The sequence below is a fragment of the Chitinophaga deserti genome (assembly GCF_003149455.1).
Lineage (GTDB): Bacteria > Bacteroidota > Bacteroidia > Chitinophagales > Chitinophagaceae > Chitinophaga > Chitinophaga deserti.
Window position 1 is genome coordinate 60,692 of the sequence record NZ_QFFK01000007.1, and the last position, 21,887, is coordinate 82,578.

Genomic DNA, 21,887 nt, shown 5'->3' on the forward strand with positions numbered 1-21,887 from the left:
TTATGGATTAGAAAGACAGGTCAAGACCGGCGGAGAACGCTTTACTGAACGGATATACACGTCCGTTGGCTTCTGCGTTGGCCTGTTCCGGGTCAATGTATTTGGAATCCAGTTTGGTCCAGGTCAGCAGGTTGTCGCCACTCACATACACACGCAGGCGCGACATTTTAATGCGTTGCAGCAGGTGGTTAGGCAGCGAGTAACCGATCGTGAGGTTTTTCAGGCGCAGGTATGCAAGATCCTGCATGTATTTGTCATTGACGTTGGTAAGCGGGTTGTTGCCGTTAAGCGCAATATAGCCGCGGAGACGGGGGAAGTAGCTGGCCTGTCCTTTTTCCGGTGTCCACACCTTATCGGGGAAGTCGGTAGGAAGGAAGGAGTAATACGGACGGCTGTAGGGGCCCCAGAATTTGTCTGCGTTAGCGCCGGGGTACCAGTCTCTTTTGCCGATGCCCTGGAAGAAGAACGACATGTCGAAACCGTTCCAGTTAGCACTGCCGTTGAAGGCATAAGGGTAACGGAGCTGGTTGTTGCCGAGGCGCACCAGGTCGCCATGATCGGCGAGCGTGTTCAGGCCGGGGCTGATAGTGCCGTCGTTGTTAAGGTCTTTAAACTTCAGGTCACCTGCACGCAGTTTGTTCCACTGGCCGGGGGCCGACTTAATGCTGGAGCCTACGAGGTCCTGATTCACTTTGGCCTGCCATTGAGCAGCTTCTTCGTCGGTGTTGAAATAACCGTCGGTTACATAACCCCAGATATCACCGTATTTCTGACCTACATAGTAATCGTTCAGGCGCTTGTTGTCGTTGGAGAATTTGGTGATAACGGAGCTGAAGTCGCTCAGGTTGGCACCGAGGGTCCAGTTGAAGGGTTTGCCTGCCAGTTCGAAGTTGCCGTTGTAACTGATATTAACCTCGAAGCCTTTGGTCCGCATATCTGCCGCATTTTCCTGCGGTTCGCCGGTTCCGAATACTACAGGCAGCGTAGCGCCTCTGGTAAGCATGTCTTTCGTATCGCGGATGTAATAATCGAAGTTGATGGACAGTTTATTACGGAACAATCCCAGGTCTACACCGAAGTTCTGGGAAGCAGTTTTCTCCCATGTCAGATCCGGAGAAATAGCATTCGGGGAAGAGAGGTATTCCAGTTTCTTACTGTTAGAGATCCAGTCGAGTGTTCCACGGTTCAGCAGTGGAATATACGGATATGCGCTGGAGGTCACCTGGTTACCGAGCTGTCCGTAGGAAGCGCGGAACTTCAGGTCGGTGAGTGTGTTTTTAATTGGTTCGAAGAAGTTCTCTTCGCTGATTCTCCAGCCTGCGGATATGGAGGGGAAGAAACCAAAGCGGTTGCCTTTCGGGAAGCGGGAGGTACCATCGTAACGGCCATTCGCTTCAAACAGGTATTTGCCTTTATAATCGTAGTTGGCGCGGGCGAAGTAACCCAGCAGCGCCCATTCGGTTTGTCCACCGCTGATAGTATAGTAGCCGGAACCCAGGCCAATGTCATTCAGGTTCTGCGACAGCAGATCGCCACGCTCGGAAGTGATGCTTTTAAACTGTTTCAGCTCCTGGTTATATCCTGCCATGAATTTCACGTTATGCTTGCCGTAGCTTTTCTGGAATTCTCCATAAGCGTTGGCAACGTGGTAAAAATCCTGGTTGGTGTTTTCACGGAGGAAGTCGGGCCGGGGCACCTTGCTGATCACACCGGGGTAAATGGAGTAGGGAGACGATGTCTGGCGGAAGCTGGTTGTGGTTGCAGCATCGTTATCCCTGGCGGGGTTCAGCGTAAAGGTGTAGTTGGCGTACAGATTGATGTTTTGGTTCACCTTAATGGTAGCGCCCCAGGAAGACATCAGTTCATTCCAGCGTTGTACGCCTTTGTTTTTACCATACAGCAGGTCGGAGAAAAGACCGTCGCCGATCTGGTAGTTGTTCAGTGCCGTGATGTAGGTGGCGGTGCCATCAGGGTTCTTCGGTACGTAAGAGGGGAGGGCATGCACAGTGGAGTTCACGAAGTTCGTGTTAGGGTCCCATCCCGGATACGTGTATTTGGCAGTCATAAACTGCGTATTGTTGGAGAAGGTCAGCCATTTGTTGGCGCGCACGGTCAGTTTGGTACGTACGTTGAACGAATTGTATTTGTCGCGGTTGAAACGCATCATCCCTGCTTTGCTGTACATACGGCCGGAAACGAGGAAGTCAACTTTTTCGGTACCGCCAGACAGGCTCAGGCTATGCTCCATACCATCCTGCGCAGGCAGGAAGAATTCCTTCCACCAGTCTGTATGCCCGTAATAAACGTATTGGTCTTTCCCGTTGCGGTTGTCGATCACCACGGTGGGCAGCGACTTATCAGTCTGGCGTTTCTTCAGTTCTTCCATGTCTGCAGGCGTATAACGGGTATACGTGTTACCGGTGGAAACGAGGAAGGCTTCATCGTTCAGCATAGCCGAGGTGTAACCATCTGTGATGAAGTCGGTGCTTACGGTGGAGTAGGATTTAGAGAAGTTGTTGCCGTAGTTAACGGTGAGTTTGCCGTTTTTGGCAGTCTTGGTGGTCACCAGTATTACGCCGAAGGCGGCGCGGGCGCCATAGATAGCGGAAGCGGCGGCGTCTTTGAGAACGGTCACTGTTTCGATATCACGAGGGTTCACGTTGTTCATGGAACCGGGTACGCCATCGATCAGTACAAGCGGCGAGGCACCGGAGCTGAGCGGGTTATTACCACGGATATTGAACCGGCCGTTGGAGCCGGGGCGGCCATCACCAAAAGTAATGTTCAGCCCGGGAACAGCGCCCTGCAGGGCCTGGGTCACGTTTGCTACCGGACGGTTTTCCAGCGCTTCAGACCCCACCTGGCTGATAGCGCCTGTCAGGTTCACTTTCTTTTGGGTACCATAACCTACCACTACCAGTTCATTCAGTTTTCTGTCTGAATCGGTCAGTGTAATGGCCGGGATCTTGTTGTCTCCTTCACTCAGCGTTTTTTCAGAGAGGATTTGCGGCTCAAAGCCGATCATGGTGAAGGTGATAGTGAGAGGGGTGCCGGCGGGCAGCCCTGCGAGGTGGAATTTGCCGTATACGTCGGTAGCGGTGCCTTTCCGCTTTCCGTCAGGCGTTTTCACTTCCACGGAAACACCGGGAAGCGGTTCATTCTTCTGGCTGGAAACTGCTCCCGTAATGGATGCTCCGCCTTGCTGTGCCTGTGCGGCAAAAGGCAGGAGGAAAGAGAGTAGCAGTCCCGCGCAGAGGGTGTTTAGCATTTTGCGCATGATACAGTTTGTTTTATGGTTTGACAGTGTGTAAAGAGCATAGCATGCCCTGCAGGCGCGGAAAGCCGCCCTGCGGGTAGAATAGTGCGTCGCAATAAATCACGGATTGCGGACGCAAGATTGCACTAAAACAATCGGTTGCCTAAATTATCAGGTTAAGGAACCATTAAAGAATTGTTAACCAAGTGAAATGGTGGTGACATGAACGTAGACTTTGGTTTTAATATGGTTATCAGTAATATACGTGGACACTGTTTGCAAAAACTTTCAGATAGTGGCTGCTAACTCCCAATATACAAGGAATAAATTATAAAGTGAAGACGGAAAGAAAGGAGTTTGCAGGAAAATGTAAGGAAAGTGAAAGTTTCTCTCGTAGTTAAGGTTGTTTTGCTTCCGGGATAAATCAGAGATAAGCCGCCCATAAGCCGCCTATATCCCGCCCTTAAGCCGCCCATAAGCCGCCCCTATATAAGGGCGGCTTATCTACGGGTTATCCCAGGCTTACGGAAGGTTTACCCCCGGCTTAACCTGTAAGCTGGTTTAACGTAAGGTAACTGCATGAAACCAGGTCCCCTGCCGGAAGTGGGGTATACGCAAAAAGAAGCCTGCCCGGCTGCATCAATTGCGGCCGGGCAGGCTTTGTATGAATTTCGTGAATAGAAGGCTTATTTGATCACCATCTGCACCGTACTGGAAGAGCGTTGCTCCAGCAATATTTTCCGGCCTTTGGTAAGCTCTTCGATGAGGCCGTTCTGGTAATGGCGCACCGTAAGCAGCTCCAGCCCCTCGTTGTAATTGATCCGGTAACCGTTGTGCAGCGCCTTGATCAGCAGCTCGATCTTCTCCGGGTTATGGTCGATAGAGCAGGAGAAGGAAATAGCGGCGTTCTGCGTCAGGTTGATCTTGATCTTCTTGTCGTGGAAGATCTCATAGATCTCGCTGATCTTATCTTCGGTGATGAAGGAGAAATCGCGGGAGGTGATGGAAATGAGTACCTGGTTCTTCTTCAGCACGATGATTGGCGGCAGTTTGCGGCCGTCCACATCCTGGCGGATAACAGTGCCGGGAAGGTTCATGTCGAGGAAGCACTTCACATACAAGGGTATCTGCTTGTTTTGCAGCGGTTTAATCGTTTTAGGGTGTATCACCTGGGCTCCGTAATAGGCCATTTCAATCACTTCGCCATAATTGATCTCCGGAATGTCTACCGTATCGGGGAAAAGCTTGGGATCGGCGTTTTTAAGGCCGGTCACGTCTTTCCAGATGGTCTGGCTTTCTGCATTGAGGAGGTTGGCGAATACGGCGGCGGAGAAGTCGCTGCCCTCGCGGCCCAGCGTCACGCTCTCGTTCTGGTCTGTACTGCCGATGAAGCCCTGTGCGATCACGATATTGGTGGTATTGAAGAGGGGAAGCACTTTCTGCTTTACCTGCAGCTCCGTTACTTCCCAGTCGATATTGGCATCGCGGAAGTTGTCGTCGGTCCGGAACACGTCGCGCACATCCACCCAGATATTCTGGATGCCGGTATGGTTAAAGTAGGCGCTCACAATGGCGGTGCTCAGCAGCTCGCCGAGGCCTACCAGCTGGTCGTAATAGTAGTCGTAGGTACGGTGCGGCTTCTCGCCCAGCGTCCATTCCGCTTCGGTGAAAAACTGCTGGAGCTGCACGAAGAGGGGGTGCTCTTTGGTGCCCAGGAGGGTTTCGGCGATATGGATATGTTGCTGTTCGATGTTAAAAAGCAGCTGGGCGGCTATTTCCCGCTTCCGCATAAAGTAATGCTGGGCCACCTTCTCCAGTTCGTTGGTTGTTTTACCCATGGCAGAGATCACCACCAGCAGCTTGTCTGCCGAATGGGCCTGAATGATCCTGCCTACCTGCTGAATGCGCTCAATAGTTTCTAAACTTGCGCCGCCAAATTTGAAAACCTTCATACTTTGATCCCTCTTCTTTATAAAAAAGTTGCCGCAAAGTACGGCAACTTTAGATTTGTTTTAAAGTTAACGCCCCCAAAAATGACGGTTTTCTTAAAAAGGGGTGATTTCCCGTACCTTAGCCCCCACCAAAACCAATCAATCAAGCACGTTTATGAAAGTCAACCATCATGTGATGACACTGGACGAGTTTACGATCCAGGAACTGAAAAACTACCCCGGCGCCACAGGACAGCTTTCCGGCCTCCTCCGTGACATCGGGCTTGCCGCCAAACGCGTGAATGTGGAAGTGAATAAAGCCGGTATCGCCGACATTCTGGGAGAAGTGGGTAAAACCAACGTGCAGGGCGAGTCTGTGAAAAAGCTCGATGAGTTTGCGAACGACCAGCTCATCAGTTCCCTTGCCAGCAGCATTTACTGTTGTGGCGTGGCTTCCGAAGAGAATGAAACCTTCATCGCCTTCGAAGATGAGTTTTCCATGAACTCGAAGTACGTGGTATTGATGGACCCGCTGGACGGCTCCGGGAATATCGACGTGAATGTATCCATCGGCACCATCTTTTCCGTGTACCGCCGCCTGACGCCCAACGGCACGCCCTGTACGATGGACGATTTCCTGCAGCCCGGTTCCCAGCAGATTGCCGCGGGGTATATCATTTACGGCTCCTCCACCATGCTGGTGTACGCCACCCGCCGCACCGTGCAGGGCTTTACGCTGGACCCTTCCATCGGCGAGTTCTGTCTTTCCCACCCCAATCTCAAAGTGCCCGACGAGAGCGATATCTTTTCCGTGAACATGGGGTATTACCACCTGTATGAAGAAAAGGTGCGTAACGCAGTAGATCTTTTCATGGCGCAATCCGCTTCGGATAAGATCTACCGCCACCGCTTCGTGGGATGTATGGTATCGGAAATCCACCGCACCCTCATTCAGGGCGGCATCTTCATGTACCCGGCTTTCGGGAAATATACCAATGGCAGGCTGCGCCTGTGCTATGAGTGCAATCCCATGTCTTTCATCATGGAAAAGGCCGGGGGCATGTCTTTATCCGCCGGCGGGCAGCGCCTGCTGGATGTGAAACCGAAGGAGCTGCATGAGCGTATTCCCATCTTTATCGGCTCCGGCAGCATGGTGAAAATGGTGCAGGAAGCCCTTCAGTAAGAATTGGCGCGAAATTGGATAAGGCAATACAACAGCTAAAAATCCGTTTTAAAAACATGTTTAACCAACGTTATTGCAAGATCCTCTTCCTCGCCGCCATGGTAGTGTCGGCTTCACAGGCCTCTGCCTGCAGCAAATCCGTATCCGGCAACGGTACTTCGGCATCGAAGGCTGTCCGTGAAGACGGGAATGTGGAGGAAGATATCCTATTCTTCGTCAACAAGTTCCGCCGCACCAAAGGCCTCAAGCCGCTGCAGATGAGCGGGGTGCTCAGCAAGGAAGCACGCAGCCATAGCAAAGCCATGGCCAGTGGCAAAACCGGTTTCGGGCACGATGGCTTCGAATCCCGTATCGATGATATCTCCAAAGAGATAGGGACGGTACGCGCAGCCGCTGAGAACGTAGCCTATGGCAACCTCAGCGCAGAAGCTGTGGTAGACGGGTGGATCAAATCCCCCGGCCACCGTAAGAACATGCTGGGCGACTTCAACCTCATCGGCGTAGGCACCGCCAGGGGCAAAGGAAACATCGTTTTCTTCACCCAGATATTTGTGAATAAACCCGCCGCACAGGCGAAAAAATAACTACTTACACCTGTTATTTGTATCAGCGGTTTCCCGGGGCAGGGGAGCCGCTGTACTTTTTTATACCCTGCCGACCATTTTTTGCCGTAATTTGGCGCCATGGAAAAACGCAGGATCATTGAGGTGAGCGACCTGGTGAAGCATTACGGAGACTTTGCCGCAGTGAAAGGGATCAGCTTTGATGTATACGAAGGCGAAGTATTCGGCCTCCTTGGCCCTAACGGGGCAGGTAAATCCACCACGCTCGAGATCATAGAAACGCTCCGGGAAAAGACTTCCGGCCGCGTAATCGTGGATGGTATTGATCTCGATAAAGACCCGGAAGCCATCAAACAGGTGATTGGCGTGCAGCTGCAAACTTCAGGATATTACCCGAACCTCACCCTCACGGAGCTGATAGAGCTCTTCGGCGGTTTATACAACCAGCCGGTAGACCCTATGGCCCTGCTACGGGAGTTTAACCTCGAAGACAAGGCGAAGGCCAAATACAAAGCATTATCCGGCGGGCAGAAGCAGCGCTTCTCCATCGCCACCACACTCATTAATAAGCCGCGTATCATTTTCCTGGACGAGCCCACCACCGGTCTCGACCCACAGGCGCGGCGCAATCTGTGGACGCTCATCCAGCAGGTAAGAGCCAGCGGTACCACCGTGGTGATCACCACCCATTACATGGATGAAGCGGAGTTTCTGTGCGACCGCTGTGCAATTGTAGACAGTGGCCGTATCATCGCCATCGATTCTCCTGACGCGCTGATCGATCAGCTCGTGGAAGGAGGGTTTGAAAGGAAGAAAGAAGTGAAAAAGGCCAGTCTGGAAGACGTGTTCATCCACCTGACCGGGAAGGATTTGCGGGAAGACTGATTCATTCGCCCCTAAGCATATCACTTTTATGGAAGATTTACGCTATCCCATCGGCCAGTTTCATGCGCCCGCCGTTATCAACGCTGATATCCGCAAGCGCTTTATCAACGACATCCGCCATCTGCCATCGCTCATAGAGCTGGCCGTGCAAACGCTCGACGAGCATCAGCTGCAAACACCTTACCGCCCCGGCGGGTGGACGGTAGCGCAGGTAGTCCATCATCTGGCTGATTCGCACATGAATGGCTTCACCAGGATGAAGCTGGCTCTCACGGAAGATAATCCTACCATCAAACCTTACGACGAAGCTGCCTGGGCAGAACTGCCCGACGTACAATATACACCCATCAACATATCCGTAACCCTCCTGCATGCACTCCATGCCCGCTGGGTAGCAGTACTGGAGCATATGGAAGCCAGGCACTGGGACCGGACGTTCTTCCACCCCGGTAACAACACTTCCAATACGCTCGCCAAACACCTGGCCAATTATTCCTGGCACGGGCTGCACCATCTGGCACATATCGAGAAGCTGAAAGAGAGAGAAGGCTGGAAGTAAAACATGAAACTATTGAACTGGAAACTACTGCGATCAGAATACCTGTTCCGCGAGCCATGGCTCACGGTTCGCAGGGATACTTGCGAAACGCCCTCCGGCGTACTGGTACCTGAATATTATGTGCTCGAATACCCCGACTGGGTGAATGCCATGGCCGTCACCGAAGACGGGAAAGTACTGCTGGTACGCCAATACCGCCAGGCCGTTGGTAAGGTACTCCTCGAAATCCCCGGCGGCGTAATGGACCCTGAAGATGAAACCCCCGAATATGCCATGCGGCGCGAGCTGCTGGAAGAAACCGGGTATGAGTTCAGGGACATGCACTTCCTGGGAGCCGTATCTCCCAATCCATCCACCCACACCAATACCGTACATATGTACCTCGCCACCGGCGGAAAAAAGGTGCAGGAGCAGCAGCTCGATTTTAATGAAGAGATTGAAGTGGAAGCGGTAACGATCGCAGAAACGGAGGCGCTGCTGAAGAAGAATGAATTCCTGCAGAGCCTGCACAGCACCTGTTTGTTTTATGGATTGATGAAGTGGAAGGAGCTGGGGGGAATCTGATCAGATTCCCCTTTTTGTTTGGTTTACTTCACTGGCTTATGCTCCACGTTCACCGTGGCGCCAGTGCCATTTACAACACGGTATGTGAAAATTTCTTTCGTCAGTTTTACAACATCCACTACACGGGTATAATTGCGTGTGCGCGATACAAGAATGCGTTTGCTGTTGTCGGGCGTAATGAAATAGTATCCTTCATCTCCACGGGGTGTGCCATCGGTATTGAAGAATACATAATTGCCGTTAGGAAGATAGTCGGCCAGTCCTACAAAGCCCATGTTGGCGGCGGTTACATCTTTCCCGACTGAGTCTGTTACTACAGTTGTGATCCAGCGGGTGGAAGAGAGGATCTCGTTGCCATCGGGTTGCGGTTCAGGCGCGGGCGCGTCGTCTTTACTGCAGGATGCAAGTGCGATGGTGGCAAATGCGGCAAAGGTGAATGTTCTCAGTCTCGGATGCATAGTGGTGTGAGTTTTAGTGATACACCAAAACTATCCGAAGCCTTTCAAAACGAAGGGTATCAGCAATGAGGAAACGGGTACTTTCTGAAACTAGCCCTGCGGCATGTCTCCCACAATGAAGCAGCTTCCACACACCAGGATCATATCGTTTTCACCTGCTGCTTTTTTTGCGGCATCAAAAGCGGAGGGCACATCTTTAAATGATGTTCCCTGTAACCCTTCCTGCCGGGCCATGGCAAGCAGTTCGGTTTCATCCAGTGCACGGGGGATCTGTGCACGGGTAAAATAGTAGGTAGCGTTGGGGGGCAGCAGGCGTAAAGCTGCGGGTACATCCTTGTCTTTCACGAAACCGGTTACAATATGTAGCTTTTCGAAACTCACCAGTTTCAGCTGTTCGAGTATGGCGCGGATGCCTGCTTCATTATGCCCCACGTCTAGTACAGTGTAGGGGTGCTGGTTGATCACTTCCCATCTGCCGCCTAAACCGGTTAGCCGCTTCACATTCGATAAGCCTTTCTGTATGGCTTCATCCGTTAGTTGATAGCCTTCCTGCCGCAGGATGTTTACGCCTGCCAGTACACCCAGCAGGTTCTTTTCCTGGTAATGGCCGGGGAGGTCGAGCTGGTAAGTGGTTGCCAGTGTATCTTTCCCGGAAGTATGATTGGCGGCAGCCACCGTAACGGTAAGTATTTCCGGACCGGGATGGCTGTGAGTGATGCGGTAATGCTGGTCGGCAAAGAGGATGGGCGCGTTGTGCAGGTCTGCAGTTTCGCGGAACACCATTTCCGGCCCCTGCTGTGTTTCACTGATAACCACCGGCGTGTCGGGCTTGATGATGCCTGCTTTCTCGCGTGCAATCAGTTCCGGCGTATCGCCTAAAATCAGTGTATGATCCAGGCTGATATTGGTGATGATGGAAAGGAGCGGGGAGATGATGTTGGTACTGTCCAGCCGCCCGCCCAGGCCTGTTTCGATGATGGCGATATCTACTTCTTCTTCCGCAAACCATTCGAAAGCCATTGCCACCGTTACTTCGAAAAACGAGGGTTCGATGGTTTCTATGTGTTGATGAATGCGCCCGGTAAATGACACGACTCTTTCCTCGGGGATCATGTCACCGTTGATGCGGATACGCTCTCTGAAATCGTGAAGGTGGGGGGAAGTGTAGAGGCCTGTTTTATATCCGGCAGATTGGAAGATGGCACTGAGCATGTGGCTGGTAGAGCCTTTTCCGTTCGTTCCTGCAATATGCACGGTTGGGAACCTGGACTCGGGGTGGCCCAGTACGCCGCACAGCAGGCGGATGTTAAGCAGGTCGTTTTTCAGCGCAGATGCTCCCACTTTACTGAACATGGGGAGCCGGCTGTACAAATATTCGATCGTTTGCTGATAGTTCATGGATACCTCGCTATAAGTCCGGGCAGCCGGTCTGGTTCCGGCGTTTGCGGTACGTACCGTCGCTGCCCTTGTCCCACGACCATTTACCTAAACGGATGGGAACGATACGCAAAGCTACGAATACATCCGCATGATTGATCATCTGCCGCGCAAGGGTGGAAAAGAGGGATGCGGAGCCTATTACAAGGGGGCCTGCACGCAGGGCAAAGCCGGCATCTGCCTGGCCGTAACGGTTCACGGAAATGGGCAGATATAATCCCAGGCTGCGTGCCTCATAGCGGGGCGTGATGGTCAGCTGGGTGAGGGCGCTGGTCTTATTATCATCCTTTTCCCCGCCGGTAAGTGCTACGGTGGCACTGGCGCTGAGGAAGAAGCGGCCGTTGAAGTTATAATCCCCCATCAGGTTAAGGCTGGTGGGGAGGTTCATGTAATACGTGTCTTCATTCTCCATGGGAGTGAACATGGTGGCCATGCGGGTGGCGTAGCGGCGGAGACTTTCACCGCGCTGCTTGTTGAGGGAGCGCACCAGCACGTTATTAGCCGTCATATCGATGTTGGCCGATGCAGGAGCTTTCCGGTATTTGATGCCCCCGATATCCACGACGGACGCCGCGAAGCGTGCTTTCCAGGTATCGGCATCAGGGTTCCAGTCGGGCCCGCCTTCGTGCATGCTGCCAAAGCCATCGTTATCAGGCCGCCATTCGTATACAATGCCGATATCCGCCCCAATGCCGGGGTTCTGGAACGGGTTGTAGGCAGATTGCCAGTCGTTGTCCGTAATCTCGTCCAGCTCCTCGTTATAGGCGTAATACACGCGGGCGCTGTTGATATCGGCCAGCTCGCGGGAATTGAAAGTGAAAGATGCATCGCGGACGGAGGTGTAGGCAGCTGCCTGCCCGCCGAGGTATTTCAGCGTAACGCCCGCCTTCCAGCGGTGATCACCTTCGTCTTTAATGACCCTGGCATAGCTGAACCCGAATTCGTTCCACACATGGCCGTTACCCGCTGCGTATTTAGAAGCGATGTTGCGGTTGAAGAAGCGGGGATTGGGATAGCTGAGGGAAAAGAAGTTAGCGACAGATGTTTCAACGCCACCGGCGTTGGCGGACCCGCGTACTCTCCAGGTGAAGGCGAACGACTGCCGCTCGTCTATCGAGAAAAGTACCGATGGCAGCATGATTTCGCCGCTGCCCCAGCCGTATTGGCGGCGGGTGGCATTGGTGTCGGGGATATAATCGACGTTCCTCACCATTTTCTCCTGTGTGGAGAAGAGGGAGGATTTCATGAAAGAATAGTAAGTATTGCCGGCTTTAACGTCGGCTCCTATGATATTCACGTCCCACTTATACCTGGTGCCGGCGGCAAGGGCCGGGTTGAAAGGCACGGCATGGATGCCTGCATACTGACTGGTGTGGTAGCCGGTAAACGTCTGTGCCTGCGCCGCCATTGCGGGGAACAGGCACAAAATGAGGTATCTGAAGCGGCGTTTCGTCAGCATAGAATAGTGTAAGGTGATAGGTATAAACGTGAAAAACCAGCAGATATTTCTGAAGGAGCGTTATTGCGGTTTGAAATAGAAGCGGATGGTGCCGAATTGTTCTTCCGGAGCATCCTGGCTCGCATTGTATTTTATCTGCATTGCGGCATCGCGTGCGATACGTACCGCACCGGGATTATTGATCGTGGAACCGCGGAGGCTGTGGGTAGCACTTACCACTTTACCGTTGCGGTCTACTTTGATATTGACAGCTACATAGCCGGTTTCGTTACCATCCCATTCTACGGTAGGGCGGCCAACGAGGTTACGGCCGTTCAGCCTGAAGTCGGAAGCTCCACGGCCTGCCCCGGGTGTTCCGGTATAGGCGCCGCCATTAGGGCTGCCGCCAATCACGCCACGGTCGCCCGGACGGCCGGTATTACCTTCTCCGGTGCTGTTATTACTGCCGTTGGCTCCATTGCCACTGTTGGCTGCGTTGCCGGTACCGCCGGTAAATACGGCTTTGGGCTTGGGCGCAGGAGCGGGGGGAGCAGGAGTGGGAGGTGCCACTGCTTTAGGCTTGGGGGCTTTCTCCGGTTTGGGCTCCAGCTTTTTGGCGATTTCTTTCGGTTTAACGGGGGAGGGTTTGGGAGGCTGCTTCACTTCAGGCGCTTCTTCCTCATCGGTTGTGGCCAGCTCCTGGGAGTTGCCTTCGTTTTCAGGCGTTGCGGGGGCAGGCTGAGGGGTGGAAGGCGCAGGTTGTGAAGCTGCGGGAGGATTGGGGTTGAGCGGTTGCTCGGTGCCCATTCCATCGTCGGAAGTACCGAGGTTTACTTCGATCCCCATGTCCTGATTAGGCAGGGGCGGGGGCACGTTGAGGCTCACCATCACAAGACCTAATAACACCAGTGCATGCACGCCGATAGTGATACCGGCCGCTTTTATATTTTTATTGTTGGATTGCTCTGTCATCGTGAACCAAAGTTAATCTTTTTTTTCAGAGGTGTTATGCCACGTTCGTGCTGCAAATACCCTGCCGCGCCTGTCATTTATAAACGCGGTTTATCATTTCCCGGGAGGTAAATGCAGGGAACGGAAGTAATTTGCGGTACATTATGTTCGACAAGACAATTTCCCTGTATAAAAGCGCCTACGGGGGTATTCCGCGTAAAATATGGCTGCTGGCCACCGTGCTGCTGATCAACCGCGCCGGGGCTATGGTGATCCCCTTTTTAACGCTGTACCTCACCCTGCAATTGCATTTTACGCTGGAACAGGCGGGTATTGTCATGACCGTTTACGGTGTGGGTTCGATATCCGGCGCCTTACTGGGCGGCAAATTGTCTGATTCCATCGGTTTCCATCCCGTACAATTCTGGAGCCTGCTGCTGCATGGTTTGATGTTCGTGGTACTGGGACAGATGGATACGTTCCCCCAATTCGCGGTGGCCGTTTTCGTGCTGGGCGTGGTGGGTGATGCGTTCCGTCCGGCGAACTTTGCTGCCGTGGCCCATTACAGCGACCCTTCGAACCGTTTGCGCGCCTATTCCCTCATCAGGCTGGCATCCAACCTGGGTTGGGCAGTGGGCCCTGCCATGGGTGGTTTCCTCGCCAGTATCAGTTACGATATCCTGTTTTTCGCGGATGCGGTTTCCTGTATCACAGCAGCTACCCTGCTGAAGTTGTACCTCCGCCCCGGCAAAACGATGGAGAACATTGTGCACAAGGCACCCGAAGCAGGTAGTACATTTTCCGCGTACCGCGACAAGCTGTACCTCTTCTTCATACTGCTGGTTACTTTAAACGCCATCTGTCTGTTCCAGATGTTCAATATTGTGCCCGTTTACCTGAAAACGGTGGTGCATATGCCTGAAAACCTTATCGGACTGGCCATCTCCTTCAACGGGGTGATTATTGCGCTGGTGGAGATGATCCTGGTGTATAAGCTGGAGAACCGCAGGTCCAATGAGTTCTATATCTGCGTAGGTGTGATATTCATGGGGCTGGCCTATATCGTGTTTAATTTCGTGCCCCCCGTGGCAGCGGTGGCTTTCATCCATATCATCCTGTTCTCCATTGCGGAAATGCTCACCATTCCGTTTATGAACAACTTCTGGATCAACCGGGCGCAGGCGCATAACCGCGGGCAATACGCTGCGCTGTATACTGTAGCCTTTTCTGCCGCCACGATCCTTGCACCTACCCTGGGCTTCTGGGGAGTGGAGCATTTCGGGTTCGGTAAATGGTGGTATGCGGTGGGCGGCATCAGTTTCCTGGCGTTTATCGGTTTTTACTGGATGATGACGCGTAAGAAGGAGACTCCGCCGGTAGCAATCCCGGTTCCTGCAGTTCCGGAAGGAGCAGTTCCCCAGGAAGTATAATTAGCATCATATTCAAATAAAAAGGCCTTCGTTCTATGAGAGCGGAGGCTTTTTGGCCAAAAAAAACGCCTTCATCTGTGGGATGAAGGCGTTCACATTTATATGCTTTTGGCATTACATATGCGCGAAATCCGCTTCGTAATTGCCTTTGATGCGTTCCATGGGAGGATTGTAGTATCCGAATTTCAGGTCGGGGAACTCATCCCGGATCAGTTCCATCAACTGCTTGATACCCAGTACTTCACCGGTTTCAGTAACGCCGATCTTGCCGAGGTACCAATCAGGGTCGATGTTGAAGTTCCGCCACTGGATCATATTCAGCCCGGTTTCGCGGATCACGGTACGGAGGGCTTCATATTCCTCCACGGTGTCCGTCATACCCGGGAACACGAAATAGTTGATAGACGCCCACCCGCCATGCTCGCGCACCACTTTGATGCTCTCGATAATGTCTGCGAAGGTGTAGTTATTGGGGCGGTAGTAAGGTGTATAGATATGCTCGCGTACAGAGTTGAGGCTCACACGGATGCTGTTGAGGCCTGCTTTGCAGAGCTCGCGTACCGCATTGGGCTTACTGCCGTTGGTATTGATGTTGATGCTGCCTTTGTCGGTATGCCTGCGGATCTCCAGGATGGATTCCCGGATGGTTTCCCACATGAGCAGGGGCTCGCCCTCGCAGCCTTGTCCAAAGCTGACGATGGGATATGGAGCCGATTCCAGGTGCGGTACGGTAAACTCCACGATCTCTTCGGCAGTGGGCTTGAAAGTAAGGCGGTCCTGGGTGGAAACGATCGTTTCATCTTCCGGCTGGAAGGAAATGCAACCGATACAGTTGGCATTACAGGCGGGAGAAGAAGGGATCGGGCATTCCCAGCGGCCCATGAAGTAGTTTCTCGCAGCCGGACAATGGTACGTAAGCGCACAATTGTTGGCGAGGTGCTGTACCAGGCGGTTATGGGGGTATGCGGTCAGCATATCAGTAACGCCTGATTTCACTTTATTATCGTTGAAACCCGCACATTCCTGGCGGATGTCCTGCTCGATGCGTACTGCCGGTACATAGAACTTCTCGTTATGCCAGCCTGCTGCGGTGTAGCAGAAGAGCGGGAGGGTGGGAGCGTCCGGCATGGTTTCGTAGGCTGCGATATACAGGCCGGTATGCGCGGGAGGGATGAAGGCAGCAACTGCCCATCCTTTCTCACAGAGGCGCATCTCGCCCGTCTGCACATCGATGCCAATGCCACGGCGGCCGGGCAGCTCGTACAGGTTGCCTCCCTCGGGGAGTTCTATCCATTCATCTTCAGGAATCGGAAATGCATCCCATCCGCTGCGGCCTACCACATACAGCGAGGTGTCCTCGAAGATGTTGCCTTTACCGTCGGAATACATTATGTATGGTGAAACGTTCATGTCAGCCTTGTTTTAAAATAAGCATTGATCTCCGCCGTCTGCGTAGCGGAATATTCGTCGAGCACATCCAGCTGGAGTACTTTGTTGTTACGGAAATCCAGCGTCAGCACGTCGTTCCGCAAAATTACATTATTCATTTCGATCCAGCCGAAGCGCTTCTGTCCGAATACGGTGGGCAGGGCGATGCCTGAATTGTCAATTACTGCAAACACGGGCTGCATAATGCGGTATTCCGCATATCCCGTATAAGCCATTCCGAGGCCTGCCAGCAGTAAGGTACCGCCAATAATGGGCTGCATGTGAGAGAGGAAAAAGAGGCTGCCGCTGAAAAGAGTGAAAACCTGCAGCAGGCGGAGGATGGAATTGGTCTCCGACAGCTTGCGCACTTTCCGCATCATGAATGGAAAAGCAAGGCTGGCGGTGCCCAGCGCTATGAAAAGCAGCACCATCAGCCAGTTCGGGTCCTGCATCTTGTAAACGCCAATGACGTTGAAGAGGAACAGGATGCCGATCATGCCGTGCATCGCAGGCTGCATACGCAGCTTAGTGATAGCGTTGGGATGAACGATACGGAATTTATACATTGGATTTCACCATCAGGTTACACAATTTAAACAGCATGCGGGCGCCTACGTTGGCATCCCACTCGTCAAGGCCGGCACTTACCTCCACCAGGTCGAACCCGATGATGGTGCGCCCGCTTTCTATCACACGGCGGAAGAGGTAATACACCTGCTGGGCTTCGAGGCCTCCGGGTACCGGAGTGCCGGTATGCGGACAAAGCTTCGGGTCCAGCCCGTCGATATCGAAACTGATATATACCTGTTGCGGGAGTTGTTGAATAATATCGTCGCAGATGCTTTTCCAGGTTTCCCCTTCAAACATGCGTTCTTTCATATCATGGTCGAAATACGCTGAAATACGCCCGTTGCTGTTGCGGATCAGTTCCACTTCACCGTCGCAGTAGTCGCGCAGGCCTACCTGAACGAGCTTTTTCAGCTGGGGTACTTCGTTCAGAGCGTTGAACATGATGGAGGCGTGGGAGTATTTGAAGCCTTCGTAGCTGTCGCGCAGGTCGGCATGGGCATCTATCTGGAGGATGCCGAAATCGCCTTTATGCTCGCCAATGGCGCGGAAGAAGCCCAGGGGAGTGGAGTGGTCGCCCCCTACGAGGCCCACCAGTTTGCCTCTCTGGAGGAGGGCATTGGTCTGCTCATACACCCAGGCGTTCATTTTCTCCGTACCACGGTTCACATCGTCTACCGACCGGCGGAGGAAGTCGTTTTCACTGATATCGCCGCCTTCGGAGAGGAATTTGAGGTACAGTTCGGCCTCTTTCCGGAGGTAATCGCTCCGGAGGAGGAGCTGCCTGTCGCAGCTCTGCATAAAGAAGCCCTGTTTCCAGCCTTCGGTGCCGGTATCGGAATCGTAAAGGTCTACCTGCAGGGAGGCTTTAAAAATGTGTTCCGGGCCACGGGCTGTACCGTTGTTGTAGGACACCGTCACTTCCCAGGGTACGGGCACCAGCACCAGCCGGGCCTCGTCTTCGCTGAAAGGCAATCCAAAGATGTTATTGGACAGCAGACCGGGCGAGTTGGGATCGAATTGCGATAAATCAGCCATGATAAATCAGTACTTAGCTTATTTCGGCGCAAAGGTACAGGTAAAAATTGGTTCCCGAAGGGGTAAACCTGACGAATATCAGCCCCCGGGAACGGGTTTTTTGGCTACCTTTGCTCACGAATAATCTGGTAAGGATGAAGAAGACAAGTTTAATTCTGCTCGTAGTAATAGCGGTTTGCGTGGCCGGAATGGTCATGATGGTAGGTGATTTCAGCACCTACGAGACATTCGCGACCGCCCGGAAGAAGGAAGGAAAGGAAATTCATGTAATTGGCGCGCTCGACAGCACTAAAACAGTGATCTACGACCCCGCCAAAGATGCCAACTATTTCAGCTTCCACATGAAAGACAAAAGCGGCGAAATTTCCCGCGTCGTGTTTTATGGCACCCGCCCTACAGACTTTGAGAAATCCACAGAACTGGTACTGACCGGTAAAATGGTAGGCTCCGAGTTTCATTGCAGCAAGATTCTCATGAAATGCCCGTCTAAGTACAAAGACGAACAGCAGGCCTTCAGCGCACAAAAGAACAGCTAAGAAAAATATTATATAACTGTATATCGTCGTCTTTTGCCTTTGCCAACAGACCGGCGGAATCATCACAACTTACGGACAACCTTTGGAATCTATCAAATACAATGGGGAGCATCTCCTTCCCGGGCAACTGGGCCATTTATTCAGCATCCTGGCGTTTGTAGCGTCGCTGGTGTCTGTTGTGGCCTACTTCATCAGCGTAAGGCAAACGGATGAACTGAAAAAGGCCTCCTGGGCCAAAATAGGTCGCTGGGCATTTATCACCCAGTCTTTCTCCGTTTTCGCCGTTTTCGCCACCCTCTATTTCATCATCTCCAATCACCTGTTTGAATACAAGTACGCCTGGCAGCACTCCGACCGCGACCTGGAAGTAAAATACCTCCTCAGTTGCTTCTGGGAAGGGCAGGAAGGCAGCTTCCTCCTCTGGAGCGTATGGCACAGTGTACTGGGGCTCATCCTCATCCGTACCGCCAAAACATGGGAAGCCCCTGTAATGGCCGTGCTCGCATTCTCACAGATCTGCCTGGGCAGTATGCTGGTAGGTATTTATGTTTTTGATTATAAAGTAGGCAGCAACCCGTTCCTCCTCATCCGGCAGGACGATCCTTCGCTGCCCATTTTCAATAACCCCGACTACATGCAGTTCAAGCAGTTCATGGACGGTAACGGCCTGAACGCACTGCTGAAGAACTACTGGATGGTGATTCACCCGCCGGTGCTCTTCCTGGGCTTTGCTGCCACCATTATACCTTTTGCGTATGCGGTAGCCGCCCTCTGGACCCGGAAGTATACCGAATGGGTTAAGCCTGCTCTGCCCTGGGCACTCTTCGCCGGCCTCGTGCTGGGCGTGGGTATCATGATGGGTGCTGCCTGGGCTTATGAATCCCTCACTTTCGGTGGTTACTGGGCATGGGACCCTGTTGAGAACGCTTCCATGGTGCCCTGGCTTACCCTCGTGGCTGGTATTCACACCATGCTGGCTTTCCGCCACTCCGGTCATGCCCTCAAATCCACCTTCTTCTTTACGCTTATCTCCTTCATTTTCATACTGTACTCCACCTTCCTTACCCGTAGCGGTATCCTGGGTCAAACTTCAGTACACTCGTTCACCGACCTCGGTATGAGCGGACAGCTGCTGGTGTTCATGGGTATCTTCACCATCCCGGCTTTCTGGATGCTGATTGCACGCAGAAAGGAAATTCCGCAGATGAAGAAGGAAGAAAGCACTTACTCCCGCGAGTTCTGGATGTTTGTAGGCGCGCTCGTGCTGCTGGTTTCCGCCCTGCATGTAACGTTCTTCACCTCCATCCCCGTGTGGAATAAACTGCTGGATATCTCCGGTCTGCGTAAACTGTTTGGTCTCGAAGAGTTTGCTCCGCCAACAGACGTGATGCTGCATTATAACAAAGTGCAGATATGGCTGGCTATCATTGTAGGACTGCTTACTGCCATCACGCAGTTCATGAAGTATAAGGATACCCCGAAGGGCACACTGGTAAAGAAGCTGGGCTGGCCCACGCTGATCTCCGCAGGTATTGCCGCACTCATTGGCTGGGGCCTGGGAATCTTCTACACCGATTATGGCGCAGGTTTCCTGCTGGGCGTATATCTCATGCTTTTCGCCTCTGTATATGCCGTGGTAGCCAATATCACTTATATTATCACCGTTCTGAAAGGTAAAACCAAAGCTGCCGGTGCCTCAGTAGCCCACATCGGTTTCGGTCTTACTTTGCTCGGCATTCTTATATCCTCCAGTAAGAAGGAAGTACTGTCTATCGACTCCATGAACGTACTGAGTGGCTATTTCTCCAAAGAAAGTGGCCAGAACTCACGCGAGAACCTCATGCTGCCGAAAGGGCTCCCTGTTCAAATGGGCCCTTACTTCGTGACTTACCGTGGCGATTCCATCTCCGCCGTAGATAACGATAAAACGCTCTACATCGTGGAATACGAGCGTAAAGCAGGCCTGGATGCACCGGTTACGGAGAAGTTTACCCTTTATCCCGATGCGTATCTCAACGTGAAAGGGCAGGAGGGCATCACCCCCAACCCGGATTCCAAGCACTACCTTACCCGAGATATCTTCACATACATCACAGCAGTGCCGCGTAAAGACGTTCCTGCCGATACGCTGCCCTACACCCCGCATGTGATCGCTCAGGGTGATACCGTATACTTCTCCAAAGGCTTCATGGTGTTGAAGAACCTGAACACGAAGCCTGTGCAGAAGAACTATCATCCCGAACCGGGCGATATTGCCGTGGGTGCTGAGATCTATGTGCATACCCGCGAAAATGGCGACTTCAACATCAATCCCATCTACTTCATCCGCGACAGCAGCTTCCAGGCGAATGTTCCCGATACCATTGCGCCGCTGAGCCTCGCAGTGAAGTTCTCCAAGATCCTGCCTAACGAGAATAAGGTGCAGATAGATCTGAAGGAAACCCGTGAACCGATGGACTACATCGTACTGAAAGCACTGGAGTTCCCATTCATCAACGTACTCTGGCTGGGTATCGTAGTGATGGCAGTTGGCTTCGGTATGGCAATCCGCCAGCGGATCCGCGCTAAATAAGATATAACAGGATATTCATATGAAAGGGCGGCTGTTGAGGCCGCCCTTTTCTTTATATTAGCAGTACAAACCCTCCGCCTATGCGCCGCATATTCCGGATCACCGGCATCGTACTGGCTCTGTTAGCCGTAGTGTATCTCCTGGGGCCTAAACCCGCTCCGCCAGACCTTCATGGAACCCTGCCACAGGTGCCTGCGGGGCTGGAACAGGTAGCGGCTTATGTTGATAAGAAAGAAGGGGCCGTTAAAACCCGTCCGGGTAACCGTGCGCGCATTGTATGGGCCGGCGACTCCCTGCATAAAACACCTTATAGCATCGTGTACCTGCATGGCTTTTCAGCTTCCGAACATGAAGGCTTCCCTGTACACACCGATTTTGCTAAAAAGCATGGTTTCAACCTCTACCTGTCCCGGCTGGACGGGCACGGACTGGAAACCCCTGAACCGCTTGAACACATGACGGCACAGGGCCTCTGGAAAGATGCCCGGGAGGCCTTGGCCATTGGTAAGCAGTTAGGGGACAAGGTAATTGTGATAGGCACCAGTACCGGCGGTACCCTTGCGCTGATGCTGGCTGCTGAGTTCCCGGATGATGTGGAAGCGGTCGTGAATATGTCGCCCAATATTGCCATAAACCAGCCTATGGCAAGGATGCTCGACGAACCCTGGGGATTAATGGCAGCACGGTTAGTGAGAAGAGGCAAGTATGACGAATCCACGCCTAAGAACCCTGAAAAAGCGAAATACTGGTACACTAAGTACCGTTTAGAGGCGGTAGTGGAGCTGGAGAACCTCGTAGAGCATACCATGCGCCCGGAATTGTTTGCCAGGATACATCAGCCCGTCCTTAACCTGTACTACTATAAAAACGAAAAAGAGCAGGACCCTACCGTGAAGGTGTCCGCCATCCTCTCCATGCATGAACAGCTGGGTACGCCCGCTGCTAAGAAGCGCGCAGTGGCTATTCCGGGAGCCGGCGCCCATGTAATCGGCTCCAGTATTACCTCGGGCGATGTTCCGGGTGTGGAAGCAGCCATAGAGGCCTGGTGGCAGGATATGTACGGAAATTGAAAAAATGCGTAATTTGGGTAA

Annotated in this window: 18 protein-coding genes; 9 read left to right on the forward strand and 9 right to left on the reverse strand. The window is 52.8% G+C overall.

The window, feature by feature from the left end:
- Nucleotides 1–7: 7 nt before the first annotated feature.
- Nucleotides 8–3,277: a SusC/RagA family TonB-linked outer membrane protein gene (locus DEV76_RS16795; RefSeq protein WP_109699087.1), complete on the reverse strand. Its 3,270-nt coding sequence runs from the start codon at nt 3,275–3,277 to the stop codon at nt 8–10.
- A gap of 665 nt (nt 3,278–3,942) precedes the next feature.
- Nucleotides 3,943–5,208 (reverse strand): aspartate kinase, encoded by a 1,266-nt coding sequence (locus tag DEV76_RS16800; protein ID WP_109699088.1) that lies wholly within the window; start codon nt 5,206–5,208, stop codon nt 3,943–3,945.
- Between the two features lie 154 nt (nt 5,209–5,362).
- Here DEV76_RS16800 and fbp point away from each other — a divergent pair, with 154 nt between their 5' ends.
- From fbp to DEV76_RS16825, 5 genes are all read left to right on the forward strand, one after another.
- Nucleotides 5,363–6,370 carry a class 1 fructose-bisphosphatase gene (fbp, locus tag DEV76_RS16805; RefSeq protein ID WP_109699364.1) on the forward strand — a complete coding sequence of 336 codons (1,008 nt, stop codon included), beginning with the start codon at nt 5,363–5,365 and terminating at the stop codon, nt 6,368–6,370.
- A 56-nt stretch (nt 6,371–6,426) separates the two neighbouring features.
- Nucleotides 6,427–6,954 carry a CAP domain-containing protein gene (locus DEV76_RS16810; RefSeq protein ID WP_109699089.1) on the forward strand — a complete coding sequence of 176 codons (528 nt, stop codon included), beginning with the start codon at nt 6,427–6,429 and terminating at the stop codon, nt 6,952–6,954.
- A 99-nt stretch (nt 6,955–7,053) separates the two neighbouring features.
- Complete coding sequence (locus DEV76_RS16815; protein WP_109699090.1) at nt 7,054–7,818, forward strand: ABC transporter ATP-binding protein; 765 nt, start codon at nt 7,054–7,056, stop codon at nt 7,816–7,818.
- A 28-nt stretch (nt 7,819–7,846) separates the two neighbouring features.
- Entirely contained in the window at nt 7,847–8,377 is a 531-nt protein-coding gene (locus tag DEV76_RS16820) for a YfiT family bacillithiol transferase (protein WP_109699091.1), read from the forward strand.
- A 3-nt stretch (nt 8,378–8,380) separates the two neighbouring features.
- Nucleotides 8,381–8,941 carry an NUDIX hydrolase gene (locus DEV76_RS16825; RefSeq protein ID WP_109699092.1) on the forward strand — a complete coding sequence of 187 codons (561 nt, stop codon included), beginning with the start codon at nt 8,381–8,383 and terminating at the stop codon, nt 8,939–8,941.
- Between the two features lie 23 nt (nt 8,942–8,964).
- On the opposite strand, the gene DEV76_RS16830 is transcribed toward DEV76_RS16825, so the two are convergent.
- From DEV76_RS16830 to DEV76_RS16845, 4 genes are all read right to left on the reverse strand, one after another.
- Nucleotides 8,965–9,399: a DUF4822 domain-containing protein gene (locus tag DEV76_RS16830; RefSeq protein WP_109699093.1), complete on the reverse strand. Its 435-nt coding sequence runs from the start codon at nt 9,397–9,399 to the stop codon at nt 8,965–8,967.
- 90 nt (nt 9,400–9,489) lie between these two features.
- Nucleotides 9,490–10,797, reverse strand: a complete 1,308-nt coding sequence (locus tag DEV76_RS16835) for a bifunctional folylpolyglutamate synthase/dihydrofolate synthase (RefSeq protein ID WP_109699094.1) — start codon at nt 10,795–10,797, stop codon at nt 9,490–9,492.
- A 10-nt stretch (nt 10,798–10,807) separates the two neighbouring features.
- Nucleotides 10,808–12,295: a DUF5723 family protein gene (locus DEV76_RS16840; protein WP_109699095.1), complete on the reverse strand. Its 1,488-nt coding sequence runs from the start codon at nt 12,293–12,295 to the stop codon at nt 10,808–10,810.
- Between the two features lie 60 nt (nt 12,296–12,355).
- Nucleotides 12,356–13,246, reverse strand: a complete 891-nt coding sequence (locus tag DEV76_RS16845; protein ID WP_109699096.1) for a hypothetical protein — start codon at nt 13,244–13,246, stop codon at nt 12,356–12,358.
- Between the two features lie 143 nt (nt 13,247–13,389).
- Here DEV76_RS16845 and DEV76_RS16850 point away from each other — a divergent pair, with 143 nt between their 5' ends.
- On the forward strand, nt 13,390–14,655 hold the full coding sequence (locus DEV76_RS16850; protein WP_109699097.1) for an MFS transporter: 1,266 nt from the start codon (nt 13,390–13,392) through the stop codon (nt 14,653–14,655).
- 114 nt (nt 14,656–14,769) lie between these two features.
- On the opposite strand, the gene DEV76_RS16855 is transcribed toward DEV76_RS16850, so the two are convergent.
- Genes DEV76_RS16855 through DEV76_RS16865 form a run of 3 tightly spaced genes read right to left on the reverse strand, consistent with a single transcriptional unit; the run spans nt 14,770 to nt 17,688 of the window.
- Nucleotides 14,770–16,065, reverse strand: coding sequence for a radical SAM protein (locus DEV76_RS16855; RefSeq protein WP_109699098.1), 1,296 nt, complete (start codon nt 16,063–16,065; stop codon nt 14,770–14,772).
- Nucleotides 16,062–16,649 carry a hypothetical protein gene (locus DEV76_RS16860; RefSeq protein WP_109699099.1) on the reverse strand — a complete coding sequence of 196 codons (588 nt, stop codon included), beginning with the start codon at nt 16,647–16,649 and terminating at the stop codon, nt 16,062–16,064. The genes DEV76_RS16855 and DEV76_RS16860 overlap by 4 nt, the downstream gene beginning before the upstream one ends.
- Nucleotides 16,642–17,688 carry an agmatinase family protein gene (locus tag DEV76_RS16865; RefSeq protein ID WP_109699100.1) on the reverse strand — a complete coding sequence of 349 codons (1,047 nt, stop codon included), beginning with the start codon at nt 17,686–17,688 and terminating at the stop codon, nt 16,642–16,644. The genes DEV76_RS16860 and DEV76_RS16865 overlap by 8 nt, the downstream gene beginning before the upstream one ends.
- 134 nt (nt 17,689–17,822) lie before the next feature.
- Between DEV76_RS16865 and DEV76_RS16870 the strand changes: the two genes are divergently transcribed.
- The 3 genes from DEV76_RS16870 to DEV76_RS16880 all read left to right on the forward strand — a co-directional run bounded on the left by DEV76_RS16870 (nt 17,823) and on the right by DEV76_RS16880 (nt 21,866).
- Nucleotides 17,823–18,224, forward strand: a complete 402-nt coding sequence (locus DEV76_RS16870) for a cytochrome c maturation protein CcmE domain-containing protein (RefSeq protein ID WP_109699101.1) — start codon at nt 17,823–17,825, stop codon at nt 18,222–18,224.
- Nucleotides 18,225–18,306: 82 nt separating this feature from the next.
- Nucleotides 18,307–20,796: a cytochrome c biogenesis protein CcsA gene (gene ccsA / locus DEV76_RS16875; protein WP_232826971.1), complete on the forward strand. Its 2,490-nt coding sequence runs from the start codon at nt 18,307–18,309 to the stop codon at nt 20,794–20,796.
- An 80-nt stretch (nt 20,797–20,876) separates the two neighbouring features.
- Nucleotides 20,877–21,866 (forward strand): alpha/beta hydrolase, encoded by a 990-nt coding sequence (locus DEV76_RS16880; RefSeq protein WP_109699102.1) that lies wholly within the window; start codon nt 20,877–20,879, stop codon nt 21,864–21,866.
- Nucleotides 21,867–21,887 lie beyond the last annotated feature (21 nt).

Coding starts and splice junctions, on each gene's coding strand:
- DEV76_RS16795 (WP_109699087.1), bottom strand. CDS start 3,277: ATGCGCAAAATGCTAAACACCCTCTGCGCGGGACTGCTACTCTCTTTC.
- DEV76_RS16800 (WP_109699088.1), bottom strand. CDS start 5,208: ATGAAGGTTTTCAAATTTGGCGGCGCAAGTTTAGAAACTATTGAGCGC.
- fbp (WP_109699364.1), top strand. CDS start 5,363: ATGAAAGTCAACCATCATGTGATGACACTGGACGAGTTTACGATCCAG.
- DEV76_RS16810 (WP_109699089.1), top strand. CDS start 6,427: ATGTTTAACCAACGTTATTGCAAGATCCTCTTCCTCGCCGCCATGGTA.
- DEV76_RS16815 (WP_109699090.1), top strand. CDS start 7,054: ATGGAAAAACGCAGGATCATTGAGGTGAGCGACCTGGTGAAGCATTAC.
- DEV76_RS16820 (WP_109699091.1), top strand. CDS start 7,847: ATGGAAGATTTACGCTATCCCATCGGCCAGTTTCATGCGCCCGCCGTT.
- DEV76_RS16825 (WP_109699092.1), top strand. CDS start 8,381: ATGAAACTATTGAACTGGAAACTACTGCGATCAGAATACCTGTTCCGC.
- DEV76_RS16830 (WP_109699093.1), bottom strand. CDS start 9,399: ATGCATCCGAGACTGAGAACATTCACCTTTGCCGCATTTGCCACCATC.
- DEV76_RS16835 (WP_109699094.1), bottom strand. CDS start 10,797: ATGAACTATCAGCAAACGATCGAATATTTGTACAGCCGGCTCCCCATG.
- DEV76_RS16840 (WP_109699095.1), bottom strand. CDS start 12,295: ATGCTGACGAAACGCCGCTTCAGATACCTCATTTTGTGCCTGTTCCCC.
- DEV76_RS16845 (WP_109699096.1), bottom strand. CDS start 13,246: ATGACAGAGCAATCCAACAATAAAAATATAAAAGCGGCCGGTATCACT.
- DEV76_RS16850 (WP_109699097.1), top strand. CDS start 13,390: ATGTTCGACAAGACAATTTCCCTGTATAAAAGCGCCTACGGGGGTATT.
- DEV76_RS16855 (WP_109699098.1), bottom strand. CDS start 16,065: ATGAACGTTTCACCATACATAATGTATTCCGACGGTAAAGGCAACATC.
- DEV76_RS16860 (WP_109699099.1), bottom strand. CDS start 16,649: ATGTATAAATTCCGTATCGTTCATCCCAACGCTATCACTAAGCTGCGT.
- DEV76_RS16865 (WP_109699100.1), bottom strand. CDS start 17,688: ATGGCTGATTTATCGCAATTCGATCCCAACTCGCCCGGTCTGCTGTCC.
- DEV76_RS16870 (WP_109699101.1), top strand. CDS start 17,823: ATGAAGAAGACAAGTTTAATTCTGCTCGTAGTAATAGCGGTTTGCGTG.
- DEV76_RS16880 (WP_109699102.1), top strand. CDS start 20,877: ATGCGCCGCATATTCCGGATCACCGGCATCGTACTGGCTCTGTTAGCC.